The organism is Aliiroseovarius sp. (assembly GCF_965228805.1).
Lineage (GTDB): Bacteria > Pseudomonadota > Alphaproteobacteria > Rhodobacterales > Rhodobacteraceae > JASBTN01.
On the sequence record NZ_CBDDIE010000003.1, the window covers coordinates 2,747,297 to 2,759,254 of the forward strand.

Sequence of the window (11,958 nt, forward strand, 5' to 3'; positions counted from 1 at the left end):
GGCGGTTTTCCCATGACCGAGATGGTTTACGGTGCGCTCCCGCAAGCAGCAGGTGAGCCCATTCTTCCCCGTTGGTGGCGGACGATCGACAAATGGTCGGTGTCTTGCGTGATGATCCTGTTCGGGATCGGGTTGCTTCTGGGGCTTGCCGCCTCGCCGCCGCTGGCGGAGCGCAACGGGCTGGATCCGTTCCACTATGTCGAGCGTCAGATGATCTTTGGTGGCGCAGCCCTGGTGGCCATGTTCGCCACCACCATGATGCCGCCGCAGCTGGTGCGTCGTCTGGGCGTGCTGGGTTTCATCGGCGCCTTCGCCGCGCTGGCGCTGCTGCCCGTGCTGGGCACGGATTTCGGCAAGGGCGCGGTGCGCTGGTATTCGCTGGGCTTTGCCTCCGTCCAGCCGTCCGAGTTCCTGAAACCCGTCTTCGTCATCGTCTGCGCCTGGCTGATGGCCGCCAGTCACGAGATCAACGGCCCGCCGGGCAAAACCATCTCGCTGGTCTTGGCGGCGACCGTGGTGGGATTCCTGGCGATGCAGCCGGATTTCGGCCAATCGGCGCTGATCCTGTTTGGCTGGGGCGTGATGTACTTCCTGGCCGGCGCGCCTTTTACCCTGCTGATCGCCATCGCCCTGGTCGTGATCATGGGCGGCATGTTTGCCTATAACAACTCCGAACACTTCGCCCGCCGCATTGATGGCTTCCTGAACCCCGAGGTCGATCCGACCACCCAGCTGGGCTATGCCACCAACGCCATTCGCGAAGGCGGCTATTTCGGCGTAGGCGTGGGCGAGGGTCAAGTGAAATGGTCCCTGCCGGACGCCCATACCGACTTCATCATCGCGGTGGCTGCCGAGGAATATGGGCTGATCCTGGTCCTGGTGATCATCGCGCTTTACGCCACCATCGTTGTGCGCAGCTTCCTGCGTCTGATCCAGGAGCGTGACATGTTCATCCGCCTTGCGGGCACCGGTCTGGCCGCCATGTTCGGCGTGCAAGCCCTGATCAACATGGGGGTCGCGGTTCGGCTGCTTCCCGCCAAGGGGATGACGCTTCCCTTCGTCTCCTACGGCGGATCGTCGCTTATCGCGGGGGGCGTGGCTCTGGGCATGCTTCTGGCCTTTACCCGCACCCGCCCGCAGGGGAAAATCGGCGACATCCTGTTGCAACGAGGGCTTCGATGAGCACCCCCCAAAATCCGCCGCTTCTTGTCATCGCCGCCGGGGGGACCGGCGGCCATATGTTTCCGGCCCAGGCCCTGGCCGAGGTCATGCTGCGCAAGGGCTGGCGGGTGAAACTGTCCACCGACGCGCGCGGCGCGCGCTACACCGGCGGCTTTCCCCATGTGGTCGAGATCGAACAGGTCTCGTCGGCGACCTTCGCGCGGGGCGGTGTGCTGGCCAAGCTCGCCGTGCCCTTCAAGGTGTTGGGCGGTATCCTGTCGATGACCGCGCGCATGCGCCGTGACCGGCCCGCCTGCGTGGTCGGCTTCGGTGGCTACCCGAGCATTCCCGCGCTGGGCGCGGCCACGCTGCTCGGCCTGCCGCGCATGATCCATGAGCAGAACGGTGTTCTGGGGCGGGTCAACAAGCTCTTTGCCAAACGCGTGCACAAGCTCGCCTGCGGCACCTGGCCCACCGCCGTGCCCGAGGGCGTCGAGGCCGTGCACACCGGCAACCCGGTGCGCGGCGCGGTGTTGGAACGTGCGGGTGCCGGTTACATCGCGCCCGGAGACTACCCGATGTCGATCCTGGTGATCGGCGGCAGCCAGGGTGCACGCGCGCTGTCCGACAATGTGCCCGGTGCCATTGCCGCGCTGCCCGACCATATCCTGAGCCATGTCTCGGTCAGCCACCAGGCGCGCGATGAGGATGGCGCGCGGGTCAAGGAATTCTACGACGCCCATGGCATCCGCGCGGACGTTCAGCCCTTCTTTTCCGATGTGCCCGCCCGCCTGTCCGAGGCGCAGCTGGTCATCTCTCGCGCAGGCGCCGGATCGGTCGCCGATATCAGCGTGATCGGCCGCCCCTCGATCCTGATCCCGTACCCTTATGCGACCGAGGATCACCAGAGCGCCAACGCCCGTGGGCTGGTCGATGCCCAGGCCGCGATCCTGATCCCGGAAAGCCAGCTTGACGTTCCGACGCTCTCAGTTCAAATCGCTGCCGTATTGGACAACCCGCAAGGCGCCTTGCAAATGGCGAACGCTGCCCTCGCACAGGGCATTCCCGACGCCACCCAGCGCCTTGTGGACATGGTGCACGACCTGACAGGAGTAGCCGAGTAAATGAACGCCGCCGCCACCAAACTGCCCACCGAAATGGGCATCATCCACTTCACCGGCATCGGTGGCATCGGTATGTCGGGCATCGCCGAGGTGCTATTGAACCACGGCTACCGGGTCCAGGGCTCGGACCTGAAAAGCTCGAAGATCACCAAGCGGCTGGAAGGGCTGGGCGCCAAGGTTTTCATCGGCCAGGCGGCGGACAACCTGGAGGAGGCCGAGGTTGTCGTGATCTCGTCAGCGATCAAACCGGGCAACCCCGAACTGGACGCCGCCCGCGCACGCGGGTTGCCGGTGGTGCGCCGGGCCGAGATGCTGGCGGAACTCATGCGCCTAAAGTCCAACGTCGCCATCGCCGGCACCCATGGCAAGACGACCACCACCACCATGGTCGCCGAGCTGCTGGAAAAGGGCGGGATCGACCCGACCGTGATCAACGGTGGCATCATCCACGCCTATGGTTCGAACGCGCGTATGGGGCAGGGGGAATGGATGGTGGTGGAGGCCGACGAAAGCGACGGCACCTTCAACCGCCTGCCCGCCACCATCGCCATCGTGACCAATATCGACCCCGAGCATATGGAGCACTGGGGCGACTTTGACACGCTGAAAAAGGGTTTTCTTGAGTTCGTGTCGAACATTCCCTTCTACGGCGTCGCGATCTGCTGCACCGACCATCCGGAGGTGCAGAACCTGGTCGGCAAGATTACCGACCGCCGCGTCATTACCTTCGGTTTCAACGCCCAGGCCGACGTGCGCGCGGTGAACTTGACCTACAAGGGCGGCGTGGCCCATTTCGACATCGAGCTGCACCAGGACGGCACCGTCATCGAAGGTTGCACCCTGCCGATGCCCGGCGACCACAACGTGTCGAACGCGCTGGCCGCCGTGGCGGTGTCGCGCCATCTGGGCATGAAACGCGAAGAGATCCGCCAGGCGCTGGCCGACTTCGGCGGCGTGAACCGCCGCTTCACCAAGGTGGGCGAAGTGAACGGCGTCACTGTGATCGACGACTACGCCCACCACCCGGTGGAAATCGCCGCCGTGCTGAAGGCCGCCCGCCAAGCCTGTGAGGGCCGCGTCATCGCCGTGCACCAACCGCACCGCTACACCCGCCTGCACTCGCTCTTCGACGATTTCTGCGCCTGCTTCAACGAGGCCGACGTGGTCGGCATCGCCGAGGTCTTTGCCGCCGGCGAAGCCCCGATCGAAGGCGCCACCCGCGACGACCTGGTCGCGGGCCTCATCGCCCACGGCCACCGCCACGCCCGCAATGTCGACAGCGAGGATGACCTGATGCGCCTAGTGAAGGAGCAGGCGAAACCCGGCGACATGGTGGTCTGCCTGGGGGCGGGCACGATCTCCGCCTGGGCCAACGCTTTGCCTGCGCGACTGGGCTGATCTGCGGCACGGCGCCGGTTGAACGCCGGGCAAATCCAGGTAGGCTGCTGCCATGGTTCAGCTTGAAGAAATTGGTGACAAAGAAGGCCTAGAAGCTTGGCTTAAAACTCGTTCGTTTGGCGATGTGGTATCAATTGTTTCGAGAGCCGCGTTGAGGGTCTTGCCTCTTTGGGTTGTTGCGGTCAGGCGTAAGGGGGCCGAAACAAAGGGCTTTGCAGAACTCCAAGTTTTAAGGGCGATTCTTGTTGGGCGTGTAGCAGTGCACGCACTCCCAAGAATGGTCGAATATGCCCCTATAGCTGCCGATGCAGCGGACTTAGCTTCTAACCTAATTTCTGAAGAAGACCCATCGGGTGCTTCCGCTGCTTATTCAGCCATTGCAATCGCAGATGCCATATCTGACAGCGACTTTTCCGCAGCTCTTTCGGCAATGAGTTACGCGACTGAAGCGGTTCAGCACCTTTACGAAAGAGACACGGGATACTCAGCAGAAACTACTTTCGAGTTGAGTAGAGATGTTTGGGTTCTTGATCGAACCAATAATAGGGTACTTGGCCCTTTGTGGGGTGCGAGTTCGCCCGATTGGTTCTCAATTACTGACAAGAAAATGCTCGACTTCTGGGCCGCCGATCCCCCCTCCAGCTGGGACTTCTGGCGCCGTTGGTGGCTGTCCGAGCGAGACGGCAAGCCGATGAACCCCGAGATGCTTCTGGCCATCGTTCAGCGTATCGCGGACGAGACCTGGAAAGACCCTGACGCGGTGGCGGCGGAGATTGCCAAGATTGAGCGGGAGTTCAAGGGTAAGAAGGAAAACGCAACGCCCCCGGATCCCGATCCGGTTGGTGGAACTGCCGAATGGGAAAGCCTTCCAGCGGGGAGCCCCTCGCAAATTCGCAAAACGGCTGCGGCCATGGTGCAGAACCGCCTCGACTTGCCGCCGGTCATTGAAACCATTCTCGGCTATATCGACCTTGAGATCGAACGGTTGCAACACCGCAATTATCGTGACGAGGACGACGCAGAAGAGGCAAAGCGGCAGATTGCCGGCTTGATGACCATTCGTAGCGCCGTGTCGCGGTTGCAGGTTCTGGTGCCATCTGAGGAGCAGATGCCACAATCCGAGGCAGAGGAGGCGGAGAAGCTGAGCCGTCTGATCCTGCGTCGCCTCAAGGAATGGCCTCGCCGCGCGCCGGGGGATTGCCCGGACAATATGTCTGACCTTGTGGACAACAGCTACCGTGCTGCGCTTGTTGGAGGGTGTGCCTTCATGGCGCCGATGATTGGCGTGGCGCCTGACAAAGCGCTGATTGCCGGGGCGGTCGTGTTCGGTGGCAAGAAGATCGTGGATACGGCGAAGGCTGCGAAGGAGTTTGTGACCCGGAAGGACGGCGGATGACCCACTTTTTCAGGCAGATGAATGTGCATCTGCGCAAGTGGCGCGTGATTGACCGGCAAGAGGCCTCGCCATGTCCCTCCTTCTGATCCTTGCCTGTCTCTGGGGGGCTGGCCGCCACCGGCGTGGCCTTCCTGCCGATGCGCACGCAGTACGTGCCGGGGCTGTTCCTGCTGGTGATGGCCCCGATCCTGATGTATTTCATTGCAAAAGAGCACGGGCTGGTTGTTTTTGCCCTTGCGCTCGCGGCATTTCTGTCCATGTTCCGCCGTCCATTGATCTATTTCGCCCGGCGTGCGCTGGGTCGCCATTCGGAGCCGCAGGAATGACCCTGTCTCTTACCTTTGCCTGCGCCTGGGCGGTGCTTGCCAATGTGATCGCGATGTTCCCCTCTCGCCGCCAGCATTGGCCGGCGGCCTGGGCACTGATCGCCGTGGGCATTCCGATCCTGGGCTTCGTCACCTATGAGAACGGCCCGCTGGTGGCCATTGTCGTGGCGGCGGCCGGCATGTCGATCCTGCGCTGGCCGGTGATCTACCTGACCCGCTGGGTACGCGCGCGGGTGAGCCGGTAGCGCCGCTCCAAGGTTGTCTTATTCGCTGACGCTCGATGGACGTCCTGCACAGGGAGTTCTCGCGCCCCCTTGGCACGCGTCCCCCCCGCCGCTATGACGCAAACATGAGCTTTGATCTGCCCCCGGTGCGTGGCACCTTGACCGAGAACCGTCCTCTGAACGACCTGACCTGGCTGCGCGTGGGCGGGCCTGCGGATTGGCTGTTTCAGCCTGCAGATGTCGAGGATCTGCAAGATTTTCTGGCGGCGCTCGACCCGTCCATCCCGGTCTTTCCAATGGGGGTGGGCTCGAACCTGATCGTGCGTGACGGCGGCATTCGTGGCGTGGTGATCCGCATGGGGCGCGGCTTCAACGGGATCGAGGTGGAAGGCACCCGCGTCACCGCCGGTGTCGCCGCGCTGGATGCCCATGTGGCGCGCAAGGCGGCAGCGGCGGGTGTGAACCTGACCTTTCTGCGCACCATCCCTGGTGCGATCGGTGGCGCGGTGCGGATGAACGCAGGCTGTTATGGCGATTACGTGGCGGATGTTTTTGTCTCGGCCAAGGCGGTCACGCGGGCAGGGGAGTTGGTGACACTGACCACCGACGATCTGAACTTCGCCTACCGCCAGACCGACCTGCCCGAGGGCTGGGTGCTGGTTGAGGCCACATTCGAAGGCCCGGCAGGTGACCCTGCCGAGTTGGAGGCGCATATGGCCACGCAGCTCGCCAAACGGGACGAAACCCAGCCCACCAAGGACCGTACGGCGGGCAGCACCTTCCGCAACCCGGCGGGCTTCAGCTCGACCGGCAAGGCGGATGACACCCACGACCTCAAAGCATGGAAGGTGATCGACGACGCCGGGATGCGCGGTGCAACCCTGGGTGGGGCGCAGATGAACCGGATGCATTCGAACTTTCTGACCAACACAGGCGAGGCCACGGCGGCCGACCTGGAAGGCCTTGGTGAATTGGTCAGAAAAAAGGTTTACGAGAACAGCGGCATAGCGCTACAATGGGAAATCAAGCGGGTCGGTGAACCTGTGGTTGACTAGGGGCGTCGCGAACGTTCCGACCTTGCCCTCAACGAAGGGCGCAGCAGTATACTCAGAACAACGGACCACAACGGTTCGACATAATCATCAAGGGTCGGAAAAACCGGTCCGTTAACGAGGCAAAAGGGCCGGTAAACGGCCTTGGTACGAGGCAACTAACGTGGGCAAGTCGAGCAGGACAGCCCCGAAAGTCGCGGTCTTGATGGGTGGCCCCTCGGCAGAACGCGAGGTCTCCCTGAGCTCCGGGCGCGAATGCGCCACGGCTTTGCGGGAAGAAGGTTTCGAGGTCATCGAAATCGACGCGGGCGCGGACCTTGTGGCGCGCCTTGAGAGTGTTCAGCCAGATGTGGTCTTCAACGCGCTCCACGGTCGCTGGGGCGAGGATGGCTGCGTGCAGGGTGTGCTGGAGTGGTTGGGCCTGCCCTATACGCATTCCGGCGTGCTGGCCTCAGCCCTGGCGATGGACAAGGAACGGTCGAAACAGGTGTTCCGCGAAGCGGGGCTGCCGGTGGTGCACAGCGTGCTGGCTGACAAGGCCGAGGTGCAGGCGCGTCATGTGATCGAACCGCCCTATGTGGTCAAACCCAACAACGAAGGCAGCTCGGTCGGCATCTATATCGTGAATGAAGGCGCCAACTCCCCGCCGAAACTGTCTGACAGCATGCCCGACACGGTCATGGTCGAAACCTATGCGCCCGGGCGCGAGATGACGACCGCGGTGATGGGCAACAGGGCCATGGGCGTGACCGACATCATTACCGATGGCTGGTACGACTATGACGCCAAGTACAAGGAGGGCGGTTCGCGTCACGAACTGCCCGCCAACATCCCTGCCGAGATCGAGGCGGCCTGCCTGGACTACGCCCTGCGCGCCCATGACGCGCTGGGCTGTCGCGGCGTGTCGCGCACTGATTTCCGCTGGGACGAGGCCCGTGGCCTGGACGGGCTGATCATCCTCGAGGTCAACACCCAACCCGGCATGACGCCCACCTCTCTGGTGCCCGAACAGGCAGCCCATATGGGCATGAGCTTTGGCGATATCTGCCGCTGGATGGTGGAGGACGCATCATGCAATCGCTGAGCGCTTCCCGCCCCGCTGCGGCCCCTCAGAAACGTGATCCAGCCCCCTCGCGTGTGGCCTATAAGGCGCATCGCTTGTGGCTGACCCCCTTCGTGCGGCAGCTGACCCGCGTGGGCCTACCGGTCTTTGTCGTGACCCTGGCCGCCGGTGTCTACCTGGCGGATGGCGACCGGCGCGAGGCGCTGATGACAAAGGCGCAGGAAATGCGCCGTGCGGTCGAGGAACGCCCCGAATTCATGGTCAAGCTGATGGTGATTGAAGGTGCAACCCCCGTGGTCGACGATGCGATCCGCCAGCTGATGCCTATCGAGTTTCCGATCTCCAGTTTCGACCTGGACCTTGAAGCCATGCAGGCCGAGGTCGCCGCGCTGGATGTGATCGAACAGGTCGACCTGCGGGTGCGCCCCGGCGGCGTGTTGGAGGTCAAGGTGCGTGAACGTGAACCGGTGGTGTTGTGGCGCACCTCTGCGTCCTTGGAGATGCTGGATGGCACCGGCCACCGGGTCGCGACGATTTCCTCGCGCGCCGGACGGGCCGACCTGCCGCTGTTGGCCGGAGCAGGGGCCTCGGACCGGGTGCCGGAGGCGATGGCGATCCTGCGCGCGGCCAGCCCGCTGCGTGGCAAGCTGCGCGGGCTCGTGCGCATGGGCGAACGCCGTTGGGACGTGGTCCTGGAGGGCGAACAGCGCATCCTTCTGCCCGAAGACAACCCCGTTCAGGCGCTTGAGCAGGTGCTCGCCCTGGACCAGGCGCAGGAGCTTCTGGCCCGCGACCTGACCGTGATCGACATGCGCAACCCGTCGCGCCCGACCCTGCGCATGAGTCAATCCGCAACCGAAGAATTGCGCCGTATCAAAGGCCTGGAATTGGGAGGCCCCGCACAATGACCGATCTTTACGCCCAACAACGCGCCATGCGCGCTCACCGCACTGCTGCGATGCAGCGCGGGGTGATTGCCATCCTGGACGTCGGCAGCTCGAAAATCGGTTGCCTGGTTCTGCGCTTCGACGGGCCGGATCGGTTCCGCGAGGCCGACGGAGTCGGCACCATGGCTGGACAATCCGCCTTCCGGGTGATCGGTGCGGCCACCACCCGCTCGCGCGGGGTGCGCTTTGGCGAGATCGACGCGATGCAGGAGACCGAGCGCGCCATCCGTACTGCGGTGCAGGCGGCGCAGAAGATGGCGAACATTCGCGTCGACCACGTCATTGCCTGTTTCTCGGGCGGGGCGCCGCGCTCCTATGGTCTGGCCGGGGCGGTCGATCTGGACGGCGGCAGCGTGACGGAAAACGATGTGGCCCGCGTGCTGGCCTCCTGCGACATGCCGGATATCGGCGAAGGCCGCGAGGTGCTGCATGCTCAGCCGGTGAACTTTGCGCTGGACCATCGCTCGGGCCTGAAGGACCCGCGCGGGCAGATCGGCAACCGCCTGTCGGTGGACATGCATGTGCTGACCGTCGACAGCGCGGTCATTCGCAACCTGCTTTATTGCATCAAGCGCTGCGACCTGGATGTCGCGGGGTTGGCCAGCTCTGCCTATGTCTCATCGGTCTCGGCACTGGTCGAGGATGAACAGGAGCTGGGGGCGGCCTGCATCGACTTTGGCGGCGGCTCGACCGGCCTGTCGATCTTCATGAAGAAACACATGATCTATGGCGATAGCGTGCGCCTGGGTGGCGATCACGTGACCGCCGATATCTCGAAGGGGCTGCAAGTGCCCATGGCCACCGCCGAACGGATCAAGACCTTCTACGGCGGGGTGCATGCGACCGGCATGGACGACCGCGAGATGATCGAGATCGGTGGCGAGACCGGCGATTGGGAACACGACCGTCGCACGGTCAGCCGCTCTGACCTGATTGCTATCATGCGCCCACGGGTCGAGGAGATCCTGGAAGAGGCGCGGGGCCTCCTGGACGCCGCAGGTTTCGATCATCTGCCCAGCCAGCAGATCGTGCTGACCGGCGGGGCCAGCCAGATCCCCGGTCTCGACGGGCTTGCACCGCGTATCCTGGGCCAGCAGGTGCGCATCGGCCGCCCCTTGCGCGTGCAGGGCCTGCCGCAGAGCGTCACCGGCTCCGCCTTCGCCTCCTCGGTCGGTCTGTGCCTGTTCGCGGCACACCCGCAGGATGAATGGTGGGATTTCGACATTCCCGCAGACAGTTATCCGGCCCGGTCGCTGAAGCGCGCCTTGAAGTGGTTTAAGGACAACTGGTAAGCTGTTGAATAGGCTGAAATGATGCCTTTTCCACAGATTTGTCCACAGACACAAGATTTCGTGTGACAAGCGAAATCCTGCTGAAAACCTTTTGAAAACACCCAACATTTTGCGGTGTGTTGGCGTTTTTCGCGTGACGAAAGCGTGGAAATGAGCCAATATGCCCTGTAATAGGCAGAGCCCCGCTATATCGCGGGGCCACACAGGTAAACGCGCCGAAGGTTCGGGACGGGACCACATAACGGCGACAGTAACAGGCGGACAGAGCGATGACCTTGAACCTCACCATGCCCGGTCAGGAAGAGCTGAAACCCCGGATCACCGTGTTCGGTGTCGGTGGCGCGGGTGGCAACGCGGTCAACAACATGATCGAAAAGGAACTGGAAGGGGTCGAGTTCGTCGTGGCGAACACCGACGCCCAGGCGCTGCAGCAGTCGAAGGCTGGCGCGCGCATCCAGATGGGTGTGAAGGTCACCGAAGGTCTGGGCGCGGGCGCCCGTGCCTCGGTCGGAGCCGCCGCCGCCGAAGAGACCATCGAGGAAATCGTAGACCACCTGGCTGGCGCCCACATGTGCTTCATCACCGCCGGCATGGGCGGGGGCACCGGCACCGGTGCTGCCCCGATCATCGCGCAGGCCGCGCGTGAGCTGGGCGTGCTGACGGTCGGCGTCGTGACCAAACCGTTCCAGTTCGAAGGCGCCAAGCGCATGCGCCAGGCCGAGGATGGCGTCGAGCAGCTGCAGAAGATGGTCGACACGCTGATCATCATTCCGAACCAGAACCTGTTCCGCCTGGCCAACGAGAAGACCACCTTTACAGAGGCCTTCAGCCTGGCCGATGACGTTCTGTACCAGGGCGTCAAGGGCGTGACCGACCTGATGGTGCGCCCGGGCCTGATCAACCTCGACTTCGCCGACGTGCGCGCGGTGATGGACGAGATGGGCAAGGCGATGATGGGCACCGGCGAGGCCGCGGGCGAGGATCGCGCGATCCAGGCCGCCGAGAAGGCCATCGCCAACCCGCTGCTGGACGAAATCAGCCTGCGTGGCGCCAAGGGTGTGCTGATCAACATCACCGGTGGCTACGACCTGACCCTGTTCGAACTGGACGAGGCCGCCAACCGCATCCGCGAAGAGGTGGACCAGGACGCCAACATCATCGTGGGCTCGACGCTGGACCCGGATATTGACGGCAACATGCGCGTGTCGGTCGTGGCGACCGGCATCGACGCCGCCGAAGTGGTGCAGGACATCCCGGTGCCGCGTCGCCGCCTGGCCGAACCGCTGGCTGCCGCGCCGGTGGCCGAGGAACCGGCTCCGGTCGAGGAACCTGTCGCGGTTGAGGAAACCACCGCCGAACGCACCCTGTTCGACGAGGGCCTGGACGCCACCGCGGCGGCCGCCGAAGAGCAGGTTGAAAACGTCTTCCCGGCCGAGGAAGCCGGTGGCGATCTGCCGCCGCCTGCCTACCAGCCGCAGCAAGCTCAGCCGGAACCGGCCGCGCCTGCCGCCCCGGCCGCCTATGGTGGCGGCTACGACGGTGGCTACGAGGACGAGGCCGAAGTGGCCCAGTTCGTTGCCCCCAAGGCCCCGGTGCCGGGCACCCCGACGCCGGAAGCTCTGGCCCGCCTGCAGGCGGCCGTGCAGAACCAGCCGCGCGCCCAGGGCATGGCCCCGCAACCGCAGGCCCAGCAGCCCGCGCAGCCCGGTGGCGACAAGCCGCGTTTCGGGATCAACTCGTTGATCAACCGCATGACCGGCCATGGCGCCGAGGCCCAGGGCCAACCCGCCCGCCAGCAACCGCCGGTGCAGGCGCAGCAGCAGGAGCCTGCGATGGACCCGGAGCAGGAAAAGGTGGAAATCCCCGCATTCCTGCGCCGCCAGGCCAACTAAGACAGCAAAATCGCAGTCACATCTGATCCAGAAGGGGCCGGTTCCAACCGGCCCTTTTCTTTTGTATTTCAGCAGCTTGAGTG

The 11,958-nt window shown here is 64.0% G+C and carries 11 protein-coding genes; all 11 read left to right on the forward strand.

Translation table 11 applies throughout. The annotated features are described in order from the left end of the window. Nucleotides 1–12 precede the first annotated feature (12 nt). The 11 genes from ftsW (at nucleotide 13) to ftsZ (ending at nucleotide 11,875) form a co-directional block, all read left to right on the forward strand. On the forward strand, nucleotides 13–1,182 hold the full coding sequence (gene ftsW / locus ACO07D_RS14510; protein WP_421703660.1) for a putative lipid II flippase FtsW: 1,170 nt from the start codon (nucleotides 13–15) through the stop codon (nucleotides 1,180–1,182). Continuing rightward, nucleotides 1,179–2,285 (forward strand): UDP-N-acetylglucosamine--N-acetylmuramyl-(pentapeptide) pyrophosphoryl-undecaprenol N-acetylglucosamine transferase, encoded by a 1,107-nt coding sequence (locus ACO07D_RS14515; RefSeq protein WP_421703661.1) that lies wholly within the window; start codon nucleotides 1,179–1,181, stop codon nucleotides 2,283–2,285. Before ftsW ends, ACO07D_RS14515 begins: the two co-directional genes overlap by 4 nt. Further along, a complete protein-coding gene (gene murC / locus ACO07D_RS14520) occupies nucleotides 2,286–3,683 on the forward strand; it encodes a UDP-N-acetylmuramate--L-alanine ligase (RefSeq protein WP_421703662.1) in 1,398 nt (465 codons plus the stop codon). 52 nt (nucleotides 3,684–3,735) lie between these two features. Beyond that, on the forward strand, nucleotides 3,736–5,079 hold the full coding sequence (locus ACO07D_RS14525; protein WP_421703663.1) for a hypothetical protein: 1,344 nt from the start codon (nucleotides 3,736–3,738) through the stop codon (nucleotides 5,077–5,079). Between the two features lie 89 nt (nucleotides 5,080–5,168). Next, nucleotides 5,169–5,405 (forward strand): DUF2484 family protein, encoded by a 237-nt coding sequence (locus ACO07D_RS14530; protein WP_421703664.1) that lies wholly within the window; start codon nucleotides 5,169–5,171, stop codon nucleotides 5,403–5,405. Continuing rightward, complete coding sequence (locus tag ACO07D_RS14535) at nucleotides 5,402–5,650, forward strand: DUF2484 family protein (RefSeq protein WP_421703665.1); 249 nt, start codon at nucleotides 5,402–5,404, stop codon at nucleotides 5,648–5,650. Before ACO07D_RS14530 ends, ACO07D_RS14535 begins: the two co-directional genes overlap by 4 nt. 104 nt (nucleotides 5,651–5,754) lie before the next feature. Further along, on the forward strand, nucleotides 5,755–6,684 hold the full coding sequence (gene murB, locus ACO07D_RS14540) for a UDP-N-acetylmuramate dehydrogenase (RefSeq protein ID WP_421703666.1): 930 nt from the start codon (nucleotides 5,755–5,757) through the stop codon (nucleotides 6,682–6,684). A gap of 160 nt (nucleotides 6,685–6,844) precedes the next feature. Continuing rightward, a complete protein-coding gene (locus ACO07D_RS14545; protein ID WP_421703667.1) occupies nucleotides 6,845–7,765 on the forward strand; it encodes a D-alanine--D-alanine ligase in 921 nt (306 codons plus the stop codon). Then, a complete protein-coding gene (locus ACO07D_RS14550; RefSeq protein WP_421703668.1) occupies nucleotides 7,753–8,652 on the forward strand; it encodes a cell division protein FtsQ/DivIB in 900 nt (299 codons plus the stop codon). Before ACO07D_RS14545 ends, ACO07D_RS14550 begins: the two co-directional genes overlap by 13 nt. After that, on the forward strand, nucleotides 8,649–9,983 hold the full coding sequence (gene ftsA, locus ACO07D_RS14555) for a cell division protein FtsA (protein WP_421703669.1): 1,335 nt from the start codon (nucleotides 8,649–8,651) through the stop codon (nucleotides 9,981–9,983). Before ACO07D_RS14550 ends, ftsA begins: the two co-directional genes overlap by 4 nt. 269 nt (nucleotides 9,984–10,252) lie before the next feature. Beyond that, the gene (gene ftsZ, locus ACO07D_RS14560; RefSeq protein ID WP_421703670.1) at nucleotides 10,253–11,875 is read left to right on the forward strand and encodes a cell division protein FtsZ; all 1,623 of its coding nucleotides are present in this window, start codon (nucleotides 10,253–10,255) and stop codon (nucleotides 11,873–11,875) included. Nucleotides 11,876–11,958 lie beyond the last annotated feature (83 nt).

What these genes read in the sequence shown, in the direction of transcription:
- murC (WP_421703662.1), top strand. Translation starts at nt 2,286, where the DNA reads ATGAACGCCGCCGCCACCAAACTGCCCACCGAAATGGGCATCATCCAC.
- ftsA (WP_421703669.1), top strand. Translation starts at nt 8,649, where the DNA reads ATGACCGATCTTTACGCCCAACAACGCGCCATGCGCGCTCACCGCACT.
- ACO07D_RS14515 (WP_421703661.1), top strand. Translation starts at nt 1,179, where the DNA reads ATGAGCACCCCCCAAAATCCGCCGCTTCTTGTCATCGCCGCCGGGGGG.
- ftsZ (WP_421703670.1), top strand. Translation starts at nt 10,253, where the DNA reads ATGACCTTGAACCTCACCATGCCCGGTCAGGAAGAGCTGAAACCCCGG.
- ftsW (WP_421703660.1), top strand. Translation starts at nt 13, where the DNA reads ATGACCGAGATGGTTTACGGTGCGCTCCCGCAAGCAGCAGGTGAGCCC.
- ACO07D_RS14525 (WP_421703663.1), top strand. Translation starts at nt 3,736, where the DNA reads ATGGTTCAGCTTGAAGAAATTGGTGACAAAGAAGGCCTAGAAGCTTGG.
- murB (WP_421703666.1), top strand. Translation starts at nt 5,755, where the DNA reads ATGAGCTTTGATCTGCCCCCGGTGCGTGGCACCTTGACCGAGAACCGT.
- ACO07D_RS14535 (WP_421703665.1), top strand. Translation starts at nt 5,402, where the DNA reads ATGACCCTGTCTCTTACCTTTGCCTGCGCCTGGGCGGTGCTTGCCAAT.
- ACO07D_RS14550 (WP_421703668.1), top strand. Translation starts at nt 7,753, where the DNA reads ATGCAATCGCTGAGCGCTTCCCGCCCCGCTGCGGCCCCTCAGAAACGT.